We start from the raw sequence: 22,895 nt of genomic DNA on the forward strand, positions 1-22,895 counted from the left end.
CTTCCCTGCCCGACCCGGAGGTTTTTTGACGTGGCCAACATCCTGATCGTGGATGACGACCCGGCCGTTCAGTTGACGATCCGGCTGCTCCTGGAGCGAGCCGGTCACCACGTGACGGTCGCCGGCGACGGCCGCAAGGGGCTCGCCTTGTTCGAGGGCAGCCAGTTCGACCTGCTGTTCCTCGACATCTTCATGCCGGGCATGGACGGGCTGGAAACAATGCGCCACGTCCGGGCGCGGCAGCCGAAAATTCCGATCATCGTCATTTCCGGCCGCTCGATCACGCCGGGTGCCTATGCCGAGCCGGACTTCCTGAAGATGGCGACCAAGCTCGGGGCTGTGGCAAGCTTGCAGAAACCATTCCGGGCCGACGCACTGCTTGCGGCTGTCGACGGCTGCCTGAAATCGGCGCAATCATTATCCCCGCCGCTGCCCGATGCCGGAGCCGGCAGCCGATGACGGGGCGATCCATGGTGCGCCGGTGCAGAACATTCGGGTCCATTCTCGACGCGGCGCGACGGCCAACATGACCCTCGCAACCCGGCTGGCAATCGCAATGATTCTGCTGGTCGCGGTGACCGTGGCCGCGGTCGACTGGCTGGGCTATCGCAACATCACGCAAGCCGTCATTCCGCGCGTGCTGGAGCGGGTCGAAGCGCAGTCACGCCTGCTGGCGACCAATCTTGAATCCTACGTGGCCGGAGTTCGCGGCGATTTGATCGGCTACCGCTCCGCCGCGGCAATCAACGGTCTGATCCGCGCCCACATCGGTGGAGGAACTGACGCTCTCGACGGCGTGTCAGAGCAAACCTGGCGCGAGCGCATCGCGACGCGGCTCATGGCCGAGATCGAGGCCAAGCCCAGCTACGGGCAGTTTCGAATCATCGGCCTCGACGACGACCAGCGCGAACTGGTCCGCGTCGATCGCTCAGGCCCGAACGGAGCGGCGCGGATCGTCCCCGACAGCGAACTGGAGCGCAAGGGCGAGCGAACCTACTTCCAAGAGACGATCCAACTGGCGCCGGGCGAGATTTATGTTTCGCCCATCGATCTCGCGACCCGTCAGGGGGGGACCGCGGACCTGCACGTTCCGACTCTGCGAGTCGCAACACCGCTGTTCACGCCGGACGGCAAGCCGTTCGGTATCATCATCGCCAACGTCGACATGCGTCCGGCTCTCGACCGCATCCGCTCGACGACGAGCTCGGCAGGAGAGATCTACGTCGTGAATTCGCACGGCGACTATCTGGTCAATCCCGATCGTGCGCGGGAATTCGGCTCATTGCGCGGCCACCCCACCAACTGGCGCAGCGATTTTCCATTTTTCTCAGGCTTGGATGGCACGTCGGCCGTATCCACGCAGGTCATGACCGATCGGTCGGGCCGGCCGAGCGGTGCGGCGATTGCGCCGGCACTGCTTGCGGGCAAGCAATGGGTCGCAATCCTCGTGATCGTTCCCCCGTCCGTGTTCGGCCGCGTGCCGTCCGCGATTCAACAAACGTCCTTGCTGGTCGGCGTGCTTGCCGTCCTCGCCGCGGCTTTGCTCGCGGTGCTCGTGGCGCGCTCATTGACGCGCCCGATCGGGCGCCTGACCGCGGCGGTGGAGGCGATCGGCAGCGGACGGCCAGCCGACATACCGGTCGATGCAAGCGGCGAGACCGGCGTGCTGGCGCGGGCTTTTGCCCAGATGGTCGAGGAGACGCGGGCGAAAACAGCCGCCCTCGAGCGCGAGGTCCGGGAGCATCGCCGCACCGAGGCCGCACGAAGCCACCATGAGGCGCGCGAGCGCTTGTTCAGCGCCGCGGTCGAATCATCCGACGACGCAATCGTGATGCAGTCGCTCGATGCCATCATCACGGGCTGGAATCCTGCCGCTGAACGCCTCTATGGCTATTCGGCGAACGAGGCTATCGGAGAATCCACCTCAATCATTGTCCCACCCGACCGCCGCGAACAGGGCAAGGATTATCGGGCGCGGATCGCCCGGGGCGAGCCGATCGAACGGTTCGAGACGGTGCGCCTGCGCAGCGACGGCACGCCGGTCGAAATCGCGCTCAGCCTCTCGCCGATCAGGGGGTCATCGGGCGAGATCACCGGGATCTCCGGGAGCGCGCGCAGCCTCACCGAGGCGCGGCGCGCCGAACGGGCGCTCGAGCAGCAGATCGAGGAGCGGCGGCAGCTTTTCGACACCTCGCAGGATCTGATCATGATCATGAGCGCGCGGGGCGATATCGTGCAGATCAGCCCGAGCAGCAAGGCCATTCTGGGCTACCAGCCGGACGAGATGATCGGCCGCAGCGGCGTCGATTTCATTCACCCCGCCCATCTCGATCAATCCCGCGAGGACATGCGCGCGCTTCGGCGCGGCGGGCACCCGAAGCTCGCCGACACGCGCTGCATTCACAAGGACGGCCACGAGGTCTGGCTGTCCTGGCTCGGCAATTGGTCCGATCAGGCCAAGCGCTTCTTCTTCGTCGGGCGCGACATGACCGAGGCGAGGCACACCGCCCAAGCCTTGCGTGACAGCGAGCAGCTTGCGCGCAACATCGTCGAGACCGCGCTCGACGCCTTCGTCCAGACCGACGATCGCAGCACCATCCTGAACTGGAGCTCGCGGGCCGAAGAGCTGTTCGGCTGGCGGCGCGACGAGGCGCTGGGCCAGAACGCGGTCGATCTGATCGTCGCCGAGAGCGAACGCGACAGGGTCAAGGCCGGCCTCGCCCGCTTCCTCGAGTCCGCGGACGGCCAGACGCTCAACCGCCGCCGCGAGCTCATGGTCCGCCGTCGCGACGGCAAGGAGTTCAAGGCCGAGCTCAGCGTCACGGCGCTGAGGCGCCGCGAGGGCATCCTTTTCAACGTGTTCTACCGCGACCTCACCGACAAGATCGCCTCCGAGGAGCGCATCCGGCACGCCGAGAAGATGGAGGCTGTGGGTCAGCTCACCGGCGGTGTGGCGCATGATTTCAACAACATCCTCACCGTGATCACCGGGACGATCGAGATCCTCGCCGAGGCCGTGGCCAAGGATCCGGGGCTTGCCGCGATCACGAAGATGATCGACGAGGCCGCCGGCCGCGGCGCCGAGCTGACCCAGCATCTGCTCGCCTTTGCGCGCAAGCAGCCGCTGCAGCCGCGCGAGATCGACATCAATTCGCTGATCATCGACACCGCAAAGCTGTTGCGGCCGACACTGGGCGAGCAGATCCAGATCGAATCCGTGTTCGAGGACGAGAGCTGCGTCGCCGTCGTCGACCCGAACCAGCTCACCACGGCGATCCTCAACCTCGCGCTCAACGCGCGCGACGCGATGCCCAGCGGCGGCAAGCTGATCGTGGAGACGGGCGCCGCCTATCTCGACGAGGTCTATGCCAACGCCAATGACGTCCCGCCCGGACACTACGTGCTGATCGCGGTGAGCGACACCGGCTCGGGCATCCCCGCCAATATGCTGGCCAGGGTGTTCGATCCCTTCTTCACCTCGAAGGGGCCGGGCAAGGGCACCGGGCTCGGGCTCTCCATGGTCTACGGCTTCATCAAGCAGTCCGCTGGCCACATCAAGATCTACAGCGAGGAAGGCCACGGCACCACGATCAAGATGTATCTGCCGCCGGGCAAGACGCCGACGGCCGTCGCCGATGGCGTGATGCCGGCCTCGATCGAGGGCGGGCACGAGACCATCCTCGTGGTCGAGGACGACCGGCTGGTGCGCGACTACGTGCTGGCCCAGCTGCATTCGCTCGGCTACGTCACCCTGCAGGCCGCCAATGCCGCGGAGGCGCTCACGATCGTCGCCAGCGGCAAGCCGTTCGACCTGCTGTTCACCGACGTGATCATGCCCGGCAAGATGAACGGACGGCAGCTCGCTGACGAGGTGCTGAAGACGCGCCCCGATCTCAGGGTGGTCTACACCTCAGGCTATACCGAGAACGCGATCATCCATCACGGCCGGCTGGATTCAGGCGTGCTGCTGCTGGCAAAGCCCTATCGCAAGTCCGATCTGGCGCGGATCATCCGCAAGGCGCTGCAGGCGTAAGGCACGGAAAAACCAGCCGCCTTACGACGCGCGCTGGGCCGCGGTCATCACAATGCGGATCAGATCGGCGGCATTGCGGGCGCCGAGCTTCTTCATGATGTTGGCGCGGTGGTCCTCGATGGTGCGCGGGCTGATGCCGAGGGTGCGGCCGGCTTCCTTGTTGGAGGCACCGGCAGCGAACTGCTCGAGCACCTCGCGCTCCCGGCGCGTCAGCGGCTCGCGTCCGGGGAAATGCAGCGAGCCGAATTTCGGCGACGCATTCTCTGACTGCCTGCGTGCATAGGCGCCGATCGCCTCGTCCAGCCGGCCGACGATCTCGCTGCCGCGGAACGGCTTCTCGATGAAGTCGAGCGCGCCGCTCTTGATGGCGCCCACCGCCATCGAAATGTCGCCCTGGCCGGAGATCATAAAGATCGGCGCGGGATAGTCCTCGCCGTGCAGCTCCTTGAGAATATCGAGGCCCGACTTTCCGGGAATGTGCACGTCGAGCAGCACGGCGGCCGGCGTGCGGCTTCGCGCGACGGAGAGCAGTGCTGCGCCGTCCGCAAAACAGATCACCTCATAACCCGCCGCCTTCAACACCATCGACAGGGTGTCGCGAACAGCCGGGTCGTCATCGACCACGAAGATCTCACCACGGGAGGTTTGTTCGACCATGTGCCATGTCCATTCGCCAAGTCGATTGCCAAGAACGTCCGGCAGTCAAGGACTCGCGTCCGCGCCTAACGTTATGGCTTTCGGCGCAGATTCGGCCCACCCCGCATTTGTACGGGACATGAACTTAACGCACAAGTAGCGCTGAGGTGCCTTATTGCGGGGGACGGAGAATATCCATGCTAAATTACGCCGGCACACCCCCGCTTGCCGCGATGGCTGAAACGGACAGCCGTCAGTTGATCGCGGCTGAACTTCGCTCCCTGATCGCGCGCATCGAGATCAGTGCGCGTCTGGTCGACGCCGCGATGGAGCCTGAAGACGATAGCGCTATCTCGAGTGCTATCTCGGGTTCCACCGAGATTGTCGTGCTCGACGACGTCACGCCCCGTTACGCCACAGTGGGCGCGGCCCTCAATGCCTGCCGGGCGGAGCTTGGCAACGCCCTGCAGAACCTGTCGGAATCTGGCAATCCCGCATAGGCAGCAATCAGCGCGGCCGATTTGCCGCAGCCGATTGCATGGCAGCTCCGCGCCTCAGGCGCGGTGCCGTTCCACGATCGCGTCGGCGGCGACGCCGCCCCAGGTATGGATCGTCGGCAGCCCCATCGCCGTCTTGCCGAGATTGGCGAGGCTGATGCGCAGCGCCGCGAGATCCAGCGGCTTCGGCAGGCTCTGAAGCTCGATCCCGACGGAGCGGGCGAAACTGCGGGCGGCGCTGCGGCGCTTGCCATCCATGCCGCTGATGACGATCACGGAGCCCGTGAATTTCGCCGCCGCCATCTCGCGCAGCACGTCGACGCCGTCGCCATCCTCCAGCACGAGATCGAGCGTCACGCAGTCGAAGCGCGCCGCGCGCAGCTTTTCGATGGCCTCCGCAACAGACGGCGCAACCGCGACTTCGTGGCCGGCCTGCTTGGCGGCGACCGTGATCAGACTGCGCTGCGTGGCGTCGTCATCGACCACCAGAAGCTGAAGCGCGCGCCGTTCGGCGACGTCGGGCAGGTTTGACGTGACGGAAGAGAGAGAGCTTCTTGGCATTACCGGACCCTGAAATTGCGACCGGCCGTTGATACACGGTACGCGCTTAGGCCACGTAAAGCCGGGTCGGCGAATTCGTTCGGATGTTTTCAGAAAATGTGAAGCAACGCGTCCGCAAAGGGCAGCCGACTACGCGTGGGCGATCACGCCACCGCATCATGACCGCCGGCCGCGCCGCGCTTCTTGCGGTTCTTGCCGCGCAGGAACTGGATGTCCATCTCGGCGCCGTTGACGCGCACCAGCTCGCAGCGGCGATAGGCAAGGCCGGTGGACGACAGCAGCAGGAAGAACTCCTTGAGGTTCAACCCCTGGATCGAGCCCTCCACCGTGAGGATGGCATCGGTATCGGAAATCGCATTGAGGGTGCAATCGCGCCGCCACGTGCCGTCGATGGCCATGATGCAGACATCATAGCCCCGACTGAACGTGACGCGCTCTACGCCCTTGCCATCCTCGGCCATTCTTATCGTCCTGCCATCGCCGCCATCCGCGGCGCTCCGGCACCGACCGGGGCCGCCGCACGCGCATCGTTCGGCCTGTAGAGGCCGCGGCGATCGGCAAGCGGCCTGAACGTATCGGTCAGTCCGACCACGGTTTCAGCCGCGCCGAGCACCAGGAAGCCATCGGGCTCGATCTGGCGGGCCAGGCGGTTGAAGATGTTGATCTTGGTCTCCTGGTCGAAATAGATCAGCACGTTACGGCAGAAGATGACGTCGAACGTTCCGAGGTGGGAGAAATCCTGCAGCAAATTGAGCTGCCGATGCTGGATCATCGCCCGCAGCTCGGGATTGACTTGCCAGGTCTCGCCGGTCTGCTTGAAATATTTCATCAGCATCTGGATCGGCAGACCGCGCTGCACCTCGAACTGGCTGTAGACGCCGGCCTTGGCCTTCTCCAGCACTTCCTGCGAAAGGTCGGTCGCGATGATCTCGACGCGCCAGCCGGTCAGGGCCGCGCCCATCTCCTTCAAGGTCATCGCAAGCGAATAGGGCTCCTGCCCGGTCGAGCCTGCGGCGCACCAGATCCGCACGCTGCGGCGGCCGGCACGGGCCTTGAGGATTTCCGGCATGATGGTGTCGCGGAAATGGTCGAACGGGACCTTGTCGCGGAAGAAGAAGGTCTCGTTCGTGGTCATGGCTTCGACCACACTGGTGATGAGCGCGCTCGAGCCGCCTTGCAGCTTCTGCACGAGCTCGGGGATGCCGGAGAGCCCCGCCTTGCGCGCCAGCGGCAGCAGGCGGCTTTCGATCAGATATTGCTTGTCGGCGGACAGGTCGAGACCGGAGCGCTCTTTCAGCAACTTACGCAGATACTCGTAGTCGGGCGGGTTCACAGGATACCTCTTGACGCTACTAGCAGGTGTAATTTCAGGCAGCTGTCTCTTCTTCGCGCGCGACCAGCCCGACCTCTTGGAACTTCGCCAATACGATTTCCTTGTCGAAAGGCTTCATGATGTACTCGTTGGCACCGCCGCCCATCGCCTTGGTGATGTGGTCGATGCCGTTCTCGGTGGTGCAGAACACCACCCTGGGTTCTTCGCCACCGGGCATGCGGCGCAGCGTTCCCAGAAACTGGAAGCCGTCCATGACGGGCATGTTCCAGTCGAGCAGGATCGCTTCCGGCATGGCCTTCTTGCAATGGACCAGCGCTTCGACGCCGTCTTCCGCTTCAATGACCTGGAAGCCCAGCGCTTCGACGATGCGACGGGCGACCTTGCGAACGATGCTGGAATCGTCAACCACCAAACAGGTCTTCATCTTGGTTCTCCGGCTTAAATGTCTTTCGTGAAAGTTCAGGCCGCCATTTGCACTTCGGTCTTGAGCTCGAGGACGCGATCGACGTCGAGGACGACCATGAGCTGTCCGTCGAGACGGTGGACGCCGCCGGCGAGCTTGGCCATGCGGGGGTCGAGATTGACGGGGTTCTCTTCCTTGCCGTCCTCGGACAGCCGCAGCACCTCGCCGATCTGGTCGATCAAGAGGCCATAGGATTCACCGCGCAGGTCGACGCCGACCGCCATCGCCGTCTTGCCGTCCTCGGGCTTGGGCAGGCCGAGGCGGGCGCGCATGTCGACCACGGTGACGATGCGGCCGCGCAGGTTCAGCACGCCCGCGATCTCGCGCGAGGACAAGGGAACGCGGGTGACGCGTTCAGGCATGAACACGTCCTGGACCCGGGAGATCGGCAGGCCGAACAGCTGGCCGCCGATCATCGCGGTGACGTATTCGACCATGGCGCCTTCGCCCGTCTGCATCTTCTTGCTCATCTTTGCGTCTCCTCTCGTGCCGCTTACGCCGCTGCCCGGTTCAGCTCGGAGGCGCCGGCGGCACCCGCGGTCTGTTCCTTCAGCGCCGCGATCAGACCGGGACGGTCGAACTTGGCGACATAATCGTGGAAGCCGGCCTGACGGCCGCGCTCGATCGCGGCCGGCGACACCAGCGCCGAGAGGCCGATGATCGGCATCGCGCCCAGATTGCTGTCGGAGCGGATCACTTCCGCGAACTCGAACCCGTTCATGTCGGGCATCTCGATGTCGGTCAGGACCACGTCGAAGGTTTGTGCACGCAACGCCGCGAGGCCCTCCTGCGCAGTCGGCGCGGTGCGGACGCGGTAGCCGGCGGCCTTGAGCACCGGCGCCAGCATGTTGCGGAAGAACGCCGAGTCGTCGACCAGCAGCACCGACTGCGAATGCATCGACGGCTTCATCTCCTTGCGGGTGAACCAGTCGGCGAACGCCATCGGGAGGAAGTGGCCGACGTCGATCACCTCGGTGGCCTGGCCCTTGATCACGGCCGAGCCCAAAATGCCGGAGGCGGAGCCGCCGACCTCGATGTTGAGCCGTTCCTCGACGATGTCGATGATCTCGTCGACGACGAGGCCCATGGAGCGGCCGTCATCGGCAAACACCAGGATCGGTTGCGCGCCCTGGCTGGCGATGGTGACGCCGTCCATGGCCACCAGCGGCATCAGCTGCTCGCGGTACTGCACCATGTAGCGGCCGTTGGAGAACTCGATCTTGTCGGCCGGGAGCTCTTCCAGGCGGGTGACGAGCCCGAGCGGGACCGCCTTGGGCTGGGACGAGCCGGCGCGGAACACCAGCAGCGAGGTGGTCTGCTCGCCCGAACCGATGTGGTGCGCGCCGTTGTCGTCGGCCATGTCATGGGCCGAGGAGCCGGCGGCGCCGAGCGCCTTGGCAATGCCGTTGGGGTCGATGATCATGATGACCGCGCCATCGCCCAGGATCGTGTTGCCCGAGAACATGTCGATGTGACGCAGCTTCGTCGACATCGGCTTGACCACGATTTCTTCGGTGTGGAACACGCCGTCGACGACGATACCAAAGGTCTGGCTGCCGACCTGGGTCACCACGATAAAACCGTTCTCGGGATCGCTGGCCGCGCCGTCGTCGATCTTGAGGAGCTTCTTCAGATGGATCAGCGGCAGCAGCTTGTTGCGCAACCTGAGGACCGCCGTGTCCTTGATGCGCTCGATGCGGTGTTCACTGTTGGCGCGGGCACGGACCAGCTCGACCACCGCGAGCTGCGGGATCGCAAAGCGGTCGCCGGCGGCTTCGACGATCAGCGCGGAGACGATGGCGAGCGTCAGCGGGATCTTGATGGTGACGGAGGAGCCCTCACCGGCCACCGACTTGATGTCGATGGTGCCGCCGATCTGGTCGATATTGGTGCGGACCACGTCCATGCCGACGCCGCGGCCGGAGACCGAGGTGATGGCGGCCGCGGTGGAGAAGCCCGGCGCGAAGATGAACTTGTGGATCTGGGCTTCCGACATCTTCTCGAGCTCAGCCTCGGTGGCGAGACCTGAGGAGATGGCCTTGGCCTTGATCTTCTCGGTGTTGAGGCCGCGGCCGTTGTCGGCGATGCAGATGATGATGTGGCCGCCTTCGTGATAGGCGGAGAGCCGAATGGTGCCCTGCTCGCCCTTGCCGGAGGCGAGGCGCTCGGCGGGGGTCTCCAGGCCATGATCGGCGGAGTTGCGCACCATGTGGGTGAGCGGGTCCTTGATCAGGTCGAGCACCTGGCGGTCGAGCTCGGTGTCGGCGCCGTGCATCTCCAGATCGATCTGCTTGCCGAGTTCGCTCGACAGATCGCGGACGATGCGGGGCAGCTTCTGCCAGGCATTGCCGATCGGCTGCATGCGCGTCTTCATGACGCCTTCCTGCAGCTCGGCGGTGACGTTGGAGAGGCGCTGCAACGGCACCTTGAACTCGGTGTCCTCGTTGCGGCGGGAGATCTCCAGCAGCTGGTTGCGGGTCAGCACCAGCTCGGAGACCATGGTCATCAGATGCTCCAGCGTATCCACGTTGACGCGGATCGACTGGTTGGCAACGCGGTCGCCTTCGGAAGCGGTCTCGTCGGCCGCCGACTTCTTGGCAGCCTTTTCCTTGAGCGCCTTCTCCTTGGCAGCAGGCGCGGGCGCTTCAGCAACCGGCGCGGGCTCGGCCTTTGCCGCGACAGGCGCAGGCACCTCGATCGCGGTCTCGCGGAAGGCGCGCTCGAGATCGTCCAGCGACACTTCACCCGGACGCAGCGGGCGCTCCAGGGTCTGGTCGATCAGGGAGCCCGTGGTCAGCTCCTTTGCGGGCGCGGGCGCTACGGCAGCGGGCGCTTCCGGCACCAGCGGCGGCGCTTCAGCAACGGGAGCAGCAGCACCGGCCGGCATCGGCTGCGCCGAGCCTGCCGCGATCGGCTGCGCCGACGCTGACATAGCCGCCATGCCCTGCTCGACCATCGCTTCCAGCTTGTCGATGAGATCGCGGTCGGTGCCTTCGGGCTCGGCTTCGGTGGCCTCGAGGCCGGCCAGGATCTCCTTGATGCGGTCGATCGAGGACAGGATCAGCGTCACCGCCGGTCCCGTCACCGGCATGCCGTCGCGGAATTTACTCATCAGGGTCTCGCCGGCATGCGCCAGCGCTTCAAGCCGCGGCAGTCCGAGGAAGCCGCACGTACCCTTGATGGTGTGGACCAGGCGGAAGATGTTATCCAGGATCTTGGCGTTGTTCGGCTCCTGCTCGAACTTCACCAGCTGATTGTCGACGGTGTCCAGGCTCTCGCTGGTCTCCGTCAGAAACTCCCGCAACAGATCATCCATGGGCTACGCCTTGACTGAGCTGGACCTCGACGCCTGTGCCGCGCTTGGAATCGGCGGAAGTCCGCTCCTAGATCGTTAGACAACCCATTTCACGGTCCCGTTAATTTCATCCTCCGTGCTAATACGGATATTGAAACGAAGTTTGCTGTTCGACCGCGCGGAGCTGCGGTTTTCGGCAAATCCGGCACGCGGCATCGGGCCGGAAGCGCAACAGGTAAACGCACCGATAATAGCGTCGCGACATGCGGAAAAAAATCCCGCCAAAATCGGGAGATATGCACGGCCCGCGCGAATTGAATCAAATCACGCGCGATCGGAATCGCGTGTGCGACCGTCGGTCGATGTTGTGCTGAAATCCGCAAGGACTGCGCTCGCGGTAAACGGACTCTTACCTCGCGAGCGTCGCGGACAATAACGCGCTAACCCAGCCGCGCGGCAGCGGCATGGCGCTCGGCAAGACAGTCCTTGACGGCAGCCAGCAGCGCAGCCGGCGTGAACGGCTTGCGCAGGCAGCGCGCGGCGCCGAGCTCGAGCGCCATCCTCAGGAAGTCGGGCGCAGGCGAGTTCAGATCTGCGAAGGCATAGCCGGACATCGCGATCAGCGGAATGGCGGGTGCCTGGCCATGAAAGAGCCGGATCGATTCGAACCCGCGCATATGCGGCATGAAGATGTCGACGATCATCAGGTCGAACTGTTCGTGCTCGAGCGCGCTAAGCCCCGCTTCTCCCCCGTCGGCAATCGTCACCCGAAAATTGTTTCGCTGGAGATAGATCTCGATGGCCATGCACACCATCGGGTCGTCGTCGACAACGAGAACATGGCGCGGACTTTCCGTCGTCGTTTGAATGTCTCTTTTCGGTGATTCAATAATTGAATCGTGGCGCACGCCGTTCTCCTCTCGCTTGCATTGAAATGGTGATGACCGCGCGTACAGTCTGCCTTCTGCGGCATCCGAATGGGATGAACGCGAGATCTGCGGCCAGGCCACGCAATGGCGCGAGGCAATTGCTGACGGCTGAAAAGAAGCGACGAAGGAGAAAGGTGATGCGGACCGGCGGGCGACCGATGGACATGCGGATGCAATGTCTGCCGTCGATTGCGACATTCCAGTTCATGAAGGTCCCTTTGCCACTCATTCCCGGTGATGACGCAGGACTGGCTTGCCGGGTGCGCGCACGAATCAGTACGCAGCTCTTATTTCCGCCGCAAATGCGGCAAGCTGTCTGCCCCCCAACAGGTATATGGACAACACAACCAATAAGATATTACGTTTTAACGCGCAACCAGATGCCGAATGCGCGGCGCCGACATCCCATCGAACGTTGGATGATTGTGCATGATCGCGAGCGGACCACCGCCGAACCGATTGCTGCGAATGCTCGGCGCTGCCGACTTCGATCTGGTGCGCCCTCATCTCATCACGATTGAATTGGTCAGAGAGACTGTCTTGGGTGAGGCAGGCGCGGCGCTGCGGCACGTCTACTTTCCGCACGCCGGAACCGTTTCGATTACAGTCGGCCTTTCCGAAGGACAGACGATCGAGGTGGCGATGCTCGGCCGCGACAGCATCGTCGGTGGCGGCGCGGCGCTCGCTGACGGAATCGCGGCGTCAGACGCCGTCGTGCTCTTCCCCGGGACCGCTTCCATGCTTGAAATCACGGCCTTTCGAACCATTGCAGCTAGCAGCGCGCCATTCCGCAGCCTGATGATCCGGCATGAGCAGGCGCTGCTCGCGCGTGCGCAGCAATCCCTGCTCTGCAATACGCTGCATCCGGTCGAGGCGCGGCTGGCGCGCTGGCTGCTGCGGGCCCGGGATCTGTCCGACAGCGAAACCCTGCCGCTGACACAGGAGACTCTGGCGCAGATGATGGGCGTCCGGCGCAATGCCATTTCGCTGGTCGCTCACGCGCTGCAGCGTGCCGGCATCATTCGCTACAGCCGCGGCCAGATCGTGATCACCGATCTGCGGGCGCTGGAGGCGACCTCCTGCGATTGCTATGCCGCCGTGAAGGCCCATGACGCGCGTCTGCTGGAGAGACCGCGATGATGTGAGCGCTACCATCGCCGGCTGCATGCCGGTGTGCACACCAAGCGGTATCAGGCGATCGGGGATGCAGCTGTGAACAATGAACCAATTGCCAATATATCCCGCCGCGAACATGATGGAACTTACCGTGCAGGGGATAGCGGATTAGGTGGCGGGCGTTTCACCGGCGGATGAGACGGGAGGCAGATTTGGAAACGATGGTACGCCCATCCAACGGTTTCCTGTCGGCACTGTCGGCAGACGATTATGAATTGATCCGTTCACATTTGCGCACGGTCGATCTGCCGCACGATGCCGTGCTGGTCGAAACCGGCGAGACGCTCGAGCGGGCCTATTTCCCCCACCGAGGCGTGATCTCGCTGGTCGTGAAACTTGCCAAGGGCGAGCATGTGCAGGTCGCCATGGTCGGCCGCGACAGCCTGCTCGGGACACTGTCGACGATGGGCGATGCCTGCGCGCTGAATACGGCGGTCGTGCTGGTTCCCGGCGTCGCGTCGGTGATGGACCTCGACCGGCTGCGCATCGCGGCCGAACAGAGCTCCACCCTGCGGATGCTGCTGACGCGCCACGGGCTCGCGGTCTACGCGCAGGTGCAGCAGACCGCGGGTTGCAACGCGGCGCATCCGGTGGAGGCGCGGCTGTCGCGCTGCCTGCTGCACACCCATGATCTGTCGGGCGACTACCGGTTGCTGCTGACCCAGGAGGCCATGGCGCAGATGATCGGGGCACGGCGCAACAGCGTGTCCCTGGTCGCCAATACCTTGCAGCAGGCCAACTTCATCCATTACAGCCGCGGACACATCCAGATCCTCAATCTGGACGGGCTGCGCCAGACCGCGTGCGAATGCTACGCCACGGTCAAGGCCCAGTACGACCGGCTGCTCGGGCCCTGACAGGCGCGGCGCATGGTAAAGCAAGTGCTTATCCTCGCCTGCTAACACCGCATATCTCGTGACCAGAACCGAAATCGGAATGGCGTAGATATCCCGGACGCCTCGTACCGCGAGGCGCACCACGGGGACCGGGACACCATGTTCGACGCCGCTTTCGCGCCCATGCACGGTGCGCTCGATACCGCGCCCTTGCGCGAGCTTGAACCGCTGCGCGAGCCTGGCGCGTTCACCGTGCTGGTACGCGAGATCGGCGAGGCCGGCGCCTGTGAAGTGCGCGCGGTGTTCTGGAGCGAGACGAGCGCGCGGCTGAAGCTGTTTCACGCGCTTGCGCTCGGCCAGCATCGTGGCCGGATCGCGCGCGAGGCGCATTCGCTGAAGAGCACGGCCAGGACGTTCGGCTATCTCCGGCTCGCGGCGCTGGCGCTGCGGCTCGAGAGCACCGCCGACACCCTGGACGACGCCGAATTCGGCGATCTGCTGCAGCAGATGGATGAGGCCTTCACCGCCGCGAAGGCGCAGGAACCGCGGGGCTGACCATCCCCGCCTGCACCCCGCCGTACTTATACGGTTTGCAATTTTCACAGATGACTAATCATAGGTGGCGATAGTCGCCGGAAACCAGGAGGGTTTCCATGTTCACCTATGAGACTGCGGACCAGAAAGAGGTCCGTCGCTTCCGCATCGCACAGTTCAACGGCCGGATGGCTACGGTGAAGGCGGGCGAGTCCACGGTGACGGGTTTTGTCCGCTCGGTGCTGGAGCAGGATTCGGCGATCCCGCCGCGCTGGACCATCACCATCATCCCGAATGCGCCGAAGGAAGAGCCGAAGGTGCTGCGGCCAACCTCGCGCGCCCGCCCCTTCGCCGAAGATTATTTTTAAGGTGCGGCCGCGCCGCCACCAGGGCGGCGCCGGACGACGGCCTCAATCGATTGAATGCAGCAGCGCGGCGCGGACGAGGTCCGCGGTGTTGCGCGCGCCGAGCTTGCGCATCGCTTCGGCCCGGTGGCTCTCGAAGGTGCGCGGGCTGATCTGCATCCTCAGCGCCCCCTGCTTGTTCGAAAAACCCTCGCTGATCAGCCGCAGCACTTCACGCTCACGCTTGGTCAGCCGCTTGCCCGACAGGCTCGATAGTTCGGAGCCCGTCTCACGCGGCGCCGGCGGCACGCGGCCGGCCTTCAACTCGGCATCCTCGGTCGTGGAGGGCGCGGGCAACGCGCCCTTGTGGGAGCCGGCGAGCTGCTTGACCACGCCGCAGACGCGCTCGGTCTGCGCCAATGCATTCTCCACCACCTGCTGCAAATAGGCGCGGTCCGCCGAGACAGGCGCGAGCTGGTCGCTGTGGTGCTTGATCTCACCCATGTAGAGCAGGAGTGCGGTCAGGGGACCGTTGAGCTCGCGGGCGATGGCCGCGGCCATCTCGTCGGCCGCCTTGGCGCGGGCGGCGTTCAGCCGGACGAAATCAAGCTCTTCTGCCGGAGCAGTGCTGCTTTCGAACCATTCCGACGGCCGCGAATCAGCGACCGTATCGTTCTGTGACCCCATGTGACTCGTTTAGCGGAACCCGGGGCGATCTGTGGTTAACTTTCTGCTCCGTAAGACTACGGTGATTTTGTCAGTTTTGTGCTGAAATGCCGACATAGGCACAATTTGTGCTTGCATGCCTGGATCATTGACTATGTCAGGGTTGATAAACCTGCCTAAATCATAAGCAGGGCGGCAAAAGCCTTCTTAACGATCGCTACCGCGCTCGCCCCCGCGCTCCCGGATTTTACGGATAAATTAACGGCGGCCTGCTTCTCTTTGTCACAAATTGAGAGCGCGCAAATGCCTCCATGCACTGGGCCGCCGGTCGGCCTGCTGGAAACGTTGCGAGAGATTGCGTGCCATGGACGAGGTCGACGAGCTTTCGGAGTTCCTGCAGAAGCTGACGCCGTTGTCGCGCAGCTGTCTGCTGAGCGAACTCGAGCGGCTCGAACTCTGCGGCATCGACATGCCGGGCTCGGCCGGCGTCCAGGCCAAGCTGCGCGCCGAATTCCGCAAGGACGGATCGACCCAGGCGCGCGCCACCAATCCGTCGCGCTACTTCTTCGCGCCGCTCGAGTTGCTGCTGATCGACGGCGCGCCCGAGCACGCCAATGCGGGACGGATCTCGCGCAACACGCTCACCCCGATCTGGGAATGGATCTGCCGCGACCTGCTGCCGACCATGGCGCGCGACTACGTCAAGGCGATCAACGACCAGGTCACCGCCAACAATCCCAAGGAAGTGCTGAAGATCGCGACGACCTTTCAGGTCAAGGTCGTCAAGGTGGTCGAGAACACGCTCGCCTCGGACGAGAGCACCGAATTCGCGCGCGGCAAGCTCGCGCAATACACGGCTTCGCGCACTGCCTTCGACGACGTGAAGAAGATGCAGAAAGTGCTGCGCGCAGGCGACGCGCTGACGAAGTTCAACGAGAAGCTGCCCGAGGCCATCACGAAATTCGACGACGGCCAGATCGCCCAGATCACCGCGCAGCTCGACGCTTTCAAGAAGGCCAATCCCGATGCGCTGCCCTTTGCGGTGGCGCTGGTGGCGAGGCGCCTGAAGACATTCTGGCAGCTCATATACCTTGCGACCAAGGCGGCCGCGAGCAAGAGCGCCGCCGAGGTTGCAGCGGCGCCCTATGCCTGCGTCGTTCCCATGGTGCTCGACCGGCTCGACGACAAGCGCCTCGCCCTGCGGATCGCACTCCGCCACAACCGTTTCCTCGTCGCGCGCGACCTGCTCACCGAAATCTACGACGCCGAACATGCGCTCAAGCTTCGCATCGACGGCATCGAGCAGAGCGCATGGGGCATCCGGCTGCAGCAATTGATGGACGCGATCGCGGCGCTGGTGTCGGCCGAGGTCAGCCGCTTCCCCGCCAATGTCGGTCACATCCTGGGATCGCGCCGGCTGCGCAGCCAGGATACGCTGGGCGGCAAACTGAGCTATCTGGCCTGGAAGGGCCGCGACGCCGTGCAGGACGGCGCGGCGGCGCTTCGCAAATTGATCGGGGCGACTTAATTCGCCGTGGGCTATTCGGGTGCGTGCGGCATGCACAGGAAACGATCGAGAAATCGTCCTGACATCACGAACCTGAACCACCAATAGATCAACCGCCGCGTCGTCATAGCTGCAATCCCTGACAGCCCACCACCGGCTAGTCCGACCAATAGCGCAGCTGCAGCCATAAGCATGTGAGGTGCTTCACACTCGTCGGCGCAGCCGTCGGGCGAGTTGTCGCATTACTGTCACGCGCGGCGGGGGAACATGCGCGCATCGCGCGAAAATGAATTCGTGGACTGACCGTATCGCTCCTATTCTCCGATGCATCGCATGCTGCATTGGGAAGGACATGGGCGATGAGATCGATCCGACTGGCGTTGATGGTGACGGCGTGGCTCGCGGGCGCATGTGCGCTCACACCGGCGGCGATGGCGCAGACGGCGCCGCCTCCGGGCAATGCGGCGCCGACCGCTGACAATGCCGTCCTGCTTACCGTCTTCTTCAAACACGACCAGTCGCGTCCGCTCAGTGAGCTGAATGCGCAACTCGACAAGCAAGGCTTCCGCAAAGCCTTTCCGCCGGCGGGCGTGGAGGTCGTGAGCTGGTACGTGGTGATGGGCATCGGCCAGGTGGTCACGCTGCGGCTGCCGACCTCGCGGCTGCGCGAGGTCAACCGCATCATCGAGGACACCGCGTGGGGGCCGTACCGCACCGAATTCTATCCGACCTATGACTACAAGGCGGTCGGCATGGCCGAGCATGAAAAGGCGACGGCCAACTGATACCGGCGTTATTGATTTGGGCGAACCGCGTGCAGCTTCGTCCAATTACAAGACACCGGCTGCGCGCACGCACGGTCGGTGCCCTCCCGAAAATCTCAGACATTGTCGTGCTGCCGCGAGCAAACCGCCGACAAACGCAAAATCTTCTCGAAGAATATCCGGACAATTTTACACATGATGGCGGCTTTAACGTTACCCGGATAATTCAACAATCGACTGAAGCTCTCCATATTTGAAACCGCTCACGTCGGTAACACCACCGTCACGGAACGGGAGTGGTATGAGATGGACGACGGGATTGGTGAAGTCGCCGAGCGGAGGCCCAGAACCTTCGGACGGCGGAAGATGATGCCGCGCGCATGCGTGGCCGACAGCAAGCGCCATCTGCGCGCCTTCATGAGCGAGGTGCTCGAGGATCTCGGCTTCGTCACCAGCGAATGCAGCAGTGCGAGCGAGCTGCAGACCATGCTCGCCACCGACCTGCCTGACCTGATCCTGTTCGGCATAGCCGCTGACGGCATCGAGCCGGGAAAATTTCTGGAGACACTGGTACGCGAGGCCTTTGTCGGCAAGGTGCTAGCGGTCGGCGCGCGCGAGTCGATCATCCTGAAGGCGGTACAGCAGGTCGGCGAGGAATACGGGCTTGCGATGCTGCCGCCGCTCACCACGCCCTTTGCGGCGGAGACGCTGCGCGAGCGCGTCGCGATGCTGCTGCCGGACGAGCCGGCGCCAAGCCCGGCCGTACATGTCGGCGAGGCCCTGCATGCGGGCTGGCTCGAGCTCTGGTACCAGTCGAAAATCGACGCTCGCTCGCTGGTCCGCTGCGGCGCCGAGGCGCTGGTACGGATGCGGCATCCGACCTGGGGCGTGGTGCCGCCGGCCTATTTCATCCCGGAGGCGGATGATCCGCATTTCCGCGATCTGTCGGAGTTCGTGATCGAGCGCGCGCTGCAGGACTGGCACTATCTTCTGGAACGGCACAGCGCGGTCGATCTGTCGATCAACCTGCCCGCGCCCTACCTTAGGGAGCCGCAGGCCGTGCGCGATCTCTGCCGCAGGGTGCCGACGCATCCGGCCTTCGGCGGACTGACGATCGAAATCGCCAGCGCAGAGGCGATCCACGACATCGAATTCCTCACCGAAGCTGCGCACGAAATGCGCTTCCACAATATCGGTCTGTCGATCGACAATCTCGGCGCCAACTGGCCGGAGCTGATGGGCCTGGACAATATCCCCTTCATCAATCTGAAGGCCGACCGGCAATTCATCACCGGCTGCGGCAATGATCGCCTGAAGCGGACGGTGTGCCGTCATATCGTCGAGCTCGCGCAGGGTTACGGTGTGCGCACGGCCGCCGAAGGCATCGAAAGCCGCGCCGACCTGGTGGCCGCCAACGAGCTCGGTTTCGACCTCGTGCAGGGCTATCTGTTCGGCAAGCCGATGCCGCTGAAGAAATTTGCAAGAAGCACGCAGACGCGGACGGTGATGGGGCAGGAGTGAGGTGCAAGGGCCTCAGGCGTATCGCCGCGCGAAGAACACGCAGACGACGACGAGCGCGGTCGCGGCGATCATGCTCCATGCGACCGGCTCGTGCAGCAGGAAGCCGGCCAGTGCGAGGCCGAAGAACGGCTGCAGCTGTTGCAACTGGCCGACGCGCGCGATGCCGCCGATCGCGAGCCCGCGATACCAGAAGATGAATCCGACGAACATGCTGAAGATCGAGACATAGGCGAGCCCGATCCAGGCGGGCAGGCTGACGCCGCTCCATGCCTGCGGCCAGCTCCAGATCATGACGGGCAGCATCAGCGGCAGGGCCAGCAGCAATGCCCAGGAGATCACCTGCCAGCCGCCGATCCGGCGTGACAGCGCGGCACCCTCGGCATAGCCGAGCCCGCACAGCACGATCGCGGCCACCATCAGGAGATCGCCGGCGACTGATGCGGTGCCGTCATTCGAGAGGGCAAAGCCCGCCACCGTGGCGCTGCCGAGAATTGCGAACAGCCAGAACAGCGGCTGCGGATGCTCGCCGCCACGCAGCACGGCGAAGATCGCGGTCGACAGCGGCAGCAGGCCGATGAAGACGATCGAATGCGCCGAGGTGATGTGCTGGAGCGCCAGCGCCGTCAGCAAGGGGAAGCCGACCACGACGCCGATGGAGACGATGATGAGCGAGGCGAGATCCCTGCGCTGCGGCCACGCCTGGCGCAGCAGGCCGAGCACGGCCGCACCGATCAGCGCCGCGATGATCGCGCGTGCGGACGTCAGGAACAGCGCGGAGAAGCCGCCAACCGCGACGCGCGTCGCCGGCAGCGAGCCGCTGAAGATGATGACGCCGAGAAGCCCGTTGCTCCAGCCGCTGCCCGCAGATTGCATGTCCGTCCCACTTTTTGAGTTGCCTAGTACCAAGGCTCCTCATAGACCGGCTCGCCGTCGAGCAACAGCCGCTTGATGGCGGCGCGGCCCGAGGGCAGCACGGCGGCGACGACGCGCAGCTTTTGCTGGTTGCGGGCGAGCTCGAGCGTCTTGCCCTCGCCTTCCGGCACGAAATAGTTTTCGAGGCCGTATCTGATCGTCAGTCTGTCGCAGAAGGTGCGGCTGGTCGAACCGCAGGAATAGCTGACGCGGCCCCGGATCAGCACTTCGGGCGCCGTGACCGTCACGGGCGCGGCATGCACGGAAACGGCCTGATAGAGGCCGTTGGCATCAGGCGCGAGCTTGACGAACACGATCGGGTTGCGTTCGGCGGAAGGCGCGCCGGCGAGCGCGCCCGCCGGCAGTTGCGAGATGTCGTAACCGAGCACGACGTAGTCGCCGCGCAGGAGATCGCGGGGGTCGACCGGCCGGGTCTGCAAGGTCACCTCACGGCCTTCGCGCAGGATCCGCACGCGGTCGGCAACCATCCAAATCAGCAGCGCGCATTGCAGCAGGATGGCGACACCGAACAGCACGGCCTTCGGGATACGTTGCCAGAGCGCGGTGAGCCCGATCATCGTTCAGCCCTCGGCAGCGCGCGATTGAGTGCTGTTGCAAACACGACGGCGATGATTCCCGCCACCGCCAGGAAGGCCGAGCGGCGCAGCAGCGAGCCCTTCACCGCCCAGGTGATCGCAGCGATGACGCCGGCGATGCCGAGCCAGCCGGCGACGATCCGTGGACGCACATCGTCGAGCACGCCGGAGACGACGAGGCACAGCATGGCGCAGAGCAGCGCGGCATAAGCGAACCAGGGCTCGCCGGCCGTCGATGCCGGCCAGATCGGCGCGGCGAGCAGCACGAGCCCGATCGCGCATGCTGCGAGGATTTCGCCGACACGCTTCGTGACGCCGGCGGACGCCAGCGCAAGGACCACACCCGCGACGCCGCACAGGATCGCCCACATGGGTTGGGCTGGAGTAGTTCCGGTTCTGAGGCGGATGATGTCGTCGACCGTTGTCACCTCGAGGAAGGCGACGACGGCGAGCGCGAACGCGCCATAGATCGCCAGGACAGATCCAAGCCGGTGTGCCCGCGGCGACGGCACGGCGGCGATGGCGAGCCCGGCGCCGAACAGCAGGGCCGCACCGTTCGCCAGCACGAAGGACGGCTGGACGCCATCGAAGTCGAAGCGAAGCGACGTCGCGATCCACCACGGCAGCACCGCTACCGCGACGAGATGGGCGGCGACGCGGGAATTCCACGCCAACGCGAGCGCGGCGGCGATGAGCCAGACCAATACGAACTGAAGATGAAGCGCGTCCGGTGCATCATAGACGCGCATGCAGGTCCAGATGCAGGCGGCCGCGAGCCCGACCGCAAGCGCGCCGCGCGAGCCAGTCAGCATTGCCGCGGCAAATGCGCCGATCGACCACAACAGCATGCCGCCGGCAAAATCGTCGCCGAGATGATACATCTGGCCGACCAGCGCGATGCCTGCGCCGAAGATGATCGCGCCAATGCTCGCGCAGAGATCGGCGAGAACAATGCGGCCGGTCGCGGCGAACCACGCCCCGAGGCCGCCGGCGACAACCATGCCGACAAGCAGGATCGCAAAGCGCAACAGCCGCGCGATCTCGGTCCAGTGCGCCGCGACGAAGGCGAGGAATGCGGCTGCAATCAACAGGCCGCCGACGATGGCGACGACCACCGCGATGTTGATGCCCGGCGACAGCGGCGGCAGCGCATTGCGAATGGAAGCGGCGGCCGCCGGCGCAATCACGCCATCGGCCTCCCATTGCGCGAGATCAGCCTCGAGGCGTTGCCGATAGGTCTTGTCGAACATCGTCGTGGATCACCTGACGGCTTGCCGGTGGCTGTCTCCCTGCCGGTCGCGGGATATTGGTCGGACCGCGCCGGTGGCAGGTTCAGCTGTGACCACTCTGCAGGAGCTTCCGTAGCCGGACGGCAAAAATGTCGAAAACAACCCCATGCACAGTAGCCGGCCGCCGCCAGTGCTGTGCTCGCCGAATCGAACGAAGTATCTGATATAGCTATTAAAATGATGCAAGCAACTCACACCACGGATGCATGTCGGTAGCGCCTCGTCGCCAATCTCGTCGCTTGCTTTCACAGCAATTTCCGGTAATATTTCCGGAAATGAGGATGCCGTGAGCGGCAAAGAGAAATCCCCAGTCGCCAGCCACCGCGCACGTCGGGAGCGCCAGGGCTTCGTGCGGGTCGAGGTCAATGTCCGCAAGGAAGATGCGGGCCTGGTTCGCCGTGTGGCTTCGGCCCTGTCCGATCCCGCGCGTCAGGCAGAGGCGCGGGCGCTGCTTCGGCACCGCTTTGCCGAACCGTCACAAGTCAGCCTGAAGTCGCTGCTCGCGTCCGCGCCGCTCGACGGCATCGAGCTCGATCGCAGCCCTGATCCCGGCCGCGACGTCGACCTGTGAGCTATTTGATCGACACCAACATCATCTCCGAGATCCGCAAGGGCGGGCGCTGCGACGCCCGCGTCTTCGGCTGGTACGAGTCAATCACTGACGCGGACATTTTCCTGAGCACGCTCGTGCTTGGCGAGATACGAAAGGGCATCGAGCTCGCTCGCCCCCGGGACGCGAGCAAGGCGGCGGCGCTCGAACGCTGGCTGCGCGACGTCGAGGCCGCGTTCGATGGACGCGTGCTCGGCATCGACAATGCCGTGTCCGATCAATGGGGCCGCATTAGCGCCATCAGGTCGGTGCCGGTCATCGATGGCCTGCTCGCGGCAACCGCGTTGACGCACGATTTGACGCTGGTGACGCGCAACGATCGCGACGTTGCGGGGCTGGGTGCGAAGGTGATTAATCCGTTCAAGGAACGCTAGTCGCGGACCACACAGGCGC

At 64.5% G+C, this 22,895-nt stretch carries 24 protein-coding genes; 12 read left to right on the top strand and 12 right to left on the bottom strand.

The genetic code is table 11. The features are described 5' to 3' along the window. Nucleotides 1–30: 30 nt before the first annotated feature. Nucleotides 31–459 carry a response regulator gene (locus tag V1280_RS28870; RefSeq protein ID WP_334532192.1) on the top strand — a complete coding sequence of 143 codons (429 nt, stop codon included), beginning with the start codon at nucleotides 31–33 and terminating at the stop codon, nucleotides 457–459. Continuing rightward, nucleotides 437–4,033 carry a PAS domain S-box protein gene (locus V1280_RS28875; RefSeq protein ID WP_442895174.1) on the top strand — a complete coding sequence of 1,199 codons (3,597 nt, stop codon included), beginning with the start codon at nucleotides 437–439 and terminating at the stop codon, nucleotides 4,031–4,033. The genes V1280_RS28870 and V1280_RS28875 overlap by 23 nt, the downstream gene beginning before the upstream one ends. A 21-nt stretch (nucleotides 4,034–4,054) precedes the next feature. On the opposite strand, the gene V1280_RS28880 is transcribed toward V1280_RS28875, so the two are convergent. Beyond that, nucleotides 4,055–4,690 carry a response regulator transcription factor gene (locus V1280_RS28880; protein WP_334532198.1) on the bottom strand — a complete coding sequence of 212 codons (636 nt, stop codon included), beginning with the start codon at nucleotides 4,688–4,690 and terminating at the stop codon, nucleotides 4,055–4,057. Nucleotides 4,691–4,866: 176 nt separating this feature from the next. Between V1280_RS28880 and V1280_RS28885 the strand changes: the two genes are divergently transcribed. Continuing rightward, a complete protein-coding gene (locus tag V1280_RS28885) occupies nucleotides 4,867–5,169 on the top strand; it encodes a hypothetical protein (protein WP_334532201.1) in 303 nt (100 codons plus the stop codon). Between the two features lie 54 nt (nucleotides 5,170–5,223). Here V1280_RS28885 and V1280_RS28890 read toward each other — a convergent pair whose 3' ends face one another. The 7 genes from V1280_RS28890 to V1280_RS28920 form a co-directional block, all read right to left on the bottom strand. Next, on the bottom strand, nucleotides 5,224–5,727 hold the full coding sequence (locus V1280_RS28890) for a response regulator (RefSeq protein ID WP_334532204.1): 504 nt from the start codon (nucleotides 5,725–5,727) through the stop codon (nucleotides 5,224–5,226). 143 nt (nucleotides 5,728–5,870) lie between these two features. After that, nucleotides 5,871–6,188, bottom strand: coding sequence for a PilZ domain-containing protein (locus V1280_RS28895; RefSeq protein WP_334532207.1), 318 nt, complete (start codon nucleotides 6,186–6,188; stop codon nucleotides 5,871–5,873). A gap of 2 nt (nucleotides 6,189–6,190) precedes the next feature. Next, nucleotides 6,191–7,060 (bottom strand): CheR family methyltransferase, encoded by an 870-nt coding sequence (locus tag V1280_RS28900; protein WP_334532210.1) that lies wholly within the window; start codon nucleotides 7,058–7,060, stop codon nucleotides 6,191–6,193. 34 nt (nucleotides 7,061–7,094) lie between these two features. After that, nucleotides 7,095–7,484 (bottom strand): response regulator, encoded by a 390-nt coding sequence (locus V1280_RS28905; RefSeq protein WP_334532213.1) that lies wholly within the window; start codon nucleotides 7,482–7,484, stop codon nucleotides 7,095–7,097. A gap of 35 nt (nucleotides 7,485–7,519) precedes the next feature. After that, on the bottom strand, nucleotides 7,520–7,993 hold the full coding sequence (locus tag V1280_RS28910) for a chemotaxis protein CheW (protein ID WP_334532216.1): 474 nt from the start codon (nucleotides 7,991–7,993) through the stop codon (nucleotides 7,520–7,522). Between the two features lie 23 nt (nucleotides 7,994–8,016). Then, entirely contained in the window at nucleotides 8,017–10,839 is a 2,823-nt protein-coding gene (locus V1280_RS28915; RefSeq protein WP_334532219.1) for a hybrid sensor histidine kinase/response regulator, read from the bottom strand. Nucleotides 10,840–11,258: 419 nt separating this feature from the next. Next, nucleotides 11,259–11,687, bottom strand: a complete 429-nt coding sequence (locus V1280_RS28920; protein WP_442895254.1) for a response regulator — start codon at nucleotides 11,685–11,687, stop codon at nucleotides 11,259–11,261. Between the two features lie 489 nt (nucleotides 11,688–12,176). Here V1280_RS28920 and V1280_RS28925 point away from each other — a divergent pair, with 489 nt between their 5' ends. The 4 genes from V1280_RS28925 to V1280_RS28940 all read left to right on the top strand — a co-directional run bounded on the left by V1280_RS28925 (nucleotide 12,177) and on the right by V1280_RS28940 (nucleotide 14,661). After that, nucleotides 12,177–12,887, top strand: a complete 711-nt coding sequence (locus tag V1280_RS28925) for a Crp/Fnr family transcriptional regulator (RefSeq protein ID WP_334532222.1) — start codon at nucleotides 12,177–12,179, stop codon at nucleotides 12,885–12,887. A gap of 197 nt (nucleotides 12,888–13,084) precedes the next feature. Beyond that, nucleotides 13,085–13,780 carry a Crp/Fnr family transcriptional regulator gene (locus V1280_RS28930; protein WP_334532225.1) on the top strand — a complete coding sequence of 232 codons (696 nt, stop codon included), beginning with the start codon at nucleotides 13,085–13,087 and terminating at the stop codon, nucleotides 13,778–13,780. Between the two features lie 138 nt (nucleotides 13,781–13,918). Continuing rightward, a complete protein-coding gene (locus tag V1280_RS28935; RefSeq protein ID WP_334532228.1) occupies nucleotides 13,919–14,314 on the top strand; it encodes an Hpt domain-containing protein in 396 nt (131 codons plus the stop codon). 98 nt (nucleotides 14,315–14,412) lie between these two features. Further along, nucleotides 14,413–14,661 carry a hypothetical protein gene (locus V1280_RS28940; RefSeq protein ID WP_148778412.1) on the top strand — a complete coding sequence of 83 codons (249 nt, stop codon included), beginning with the start codon at nucleotides 14,413–14,415 and terminating at the stop codon, nucleotides 14,659–14,661. A 42-nt stretch (nucleotides 14,662–14,703) separates the two neighbouring features. Here the strand turns inward: V1280_RS28940 and V1280_RS28945 are convergent, their stop codons facing one another. Then, the gene (locus V1280_RS28945; RefSeq protein WP_334532233.1) at nucleotides 14,704–15,324 is read right to left on the bottom strand and encodes a helix-turn-helix transcriptional regulator; all 621 of its coding nucleotides are present in this window, start codon (nucleotides 15,322–15,324) and stop codon (nucleotides 14,704–14,706) included. A gap of 343 nt (nucleotides 15,325–15,667) precedes the next feature. Between V1280_RS28945 and V1280_RS28950 the strand changes: the two genes are divergently transcribed. From V1280_RS28950 to V1280_RS28960, 3 genes are all read left to right on the top strand, one after another. After that, entirely contained in the window at nucleotides 15,668–16,831 is a 1,164-nt protein-coding gene (locus tag V1280_RS28950; protein ID WP_334532236.1) for a hypothetical protein, read from the top strand. A gap of 338 nt (nucleotides 16,832–17,169) precedes the next feature. Further along, nucleotides 17,170–17,595 (top strand): hypothetical protein, encoded by a 426-nt coding sequence (locus V1280_RS28955; RefSeq protein WP_442895175.1) that lies wholly within the window; start codon nucleotides 17,170–17,172, stop codon nucleotides 17,593–17,595. 285 nt (nucleotides 17,596–17,880) lie between these two features. After that, entirely contained in the window at nucleotides 17,881–19,095 is a 1,215-nt protein-coding gene (locus V1280_RS28960; RefSeq protein WP_334532239.1) for an EAL domain-containing response regulator, read from the top strand. Between the two features lie 12 nt (nucleotides 19,096–19,107). Here the strand turns inward: V1280_RS28960 and V1280_RS28965 are convergent, their stop codons facing one another. The 3 genes from V1280_RS28965 to V1280_RS28975 are packed head-to-tail and all read right to left on the bottom strand — an operon-like array spanning nucleotide 19,108 to nucleotide 21,853. After that, nucleotides 19,108–19,968 carry a DMT family transporter gene (locus V1280_RS28965; RefSeq protein WP_334532242.1) on the bottom strand — a complete coding sequence of 287 codons (861 nt, stop codon included), beginning with the start codon at nucleotides 19,966–19,968 and terminating at the stop codon, nucleotides 19,108–19,110. A gap of 23 nt (nucleotides 19,969–19,991) precedes the next feature. Then, complete coding sequence (locus V1280_RS28970; protein ID WP_334532245.1) at nucleotides 19,992–20,585, bottom strand: GDYXXLXY domain-containing protein; 594 nt, start codon at nucleotides 20,583–20,585, stop codon at nucleotides 19,992–19,994. Beyond that, complete coding sequence (locus tag V1280_RS28975) at nucleotides 20,582–21,853, bottom strand: DUF2157 domain-containing protein (RefSeq protein WP_334532248.1); 1,272 nt, start codon at nucleotides 21,851–21,853, stop codon at nucleotides 20,582–20,584. The genes V1280_RS28970 and V1280_RS28975 overlap by 4 nt, the downstream gene beginning before the upstream one ends. 325 nt (nucleotides 21,854–22,178) lie before the next feature. Here V1280_RS28975 and V1280_RS28980 point away from each other — a divergent pair, with 325 nt between their 5' ends. Beyond that, nucleotides 22,179–22,463 carry a hypothetical protein gene (locus tag V1280_RS28980; RefSeq protein ID WP_334532251.1) on the top strand — a complete coding sequence of 95 codons (285 nt, stop codon included), beginning with the start codon at nucleotides 22,179–22,181 and terminating at the stop codon, nucleotides 22,461–22,463. Continuing rightward, entirely contained in the window at nucleotides 22,460–22,876 is a 417-nt protein-coding gene (locus V1280_RS28985; RefSeq protein WP_334532253.1) for a type II toxin-antitoxin system VapC family toxin, read from the top strand. The genes V1280_RS28980 and V1280_RS28985 overlap by 4 nt, the downstream gene beginning before the upstream one ends. Nucleotides 22,877–22,895: the final 19 nt, after the last annotated feature.

It is taken from the genome of Bradyrhizobium sp. AZCC 2230 (assembly GCF_036924495.1).
Classification (GTDB): domain Bacteria; phylum Pseudomonadota; class Alphaproteobacteria; order Rhizobiales; family Xanthobacteraceae; genus Bradyrhizobium; species Bradyrhizobium rifense.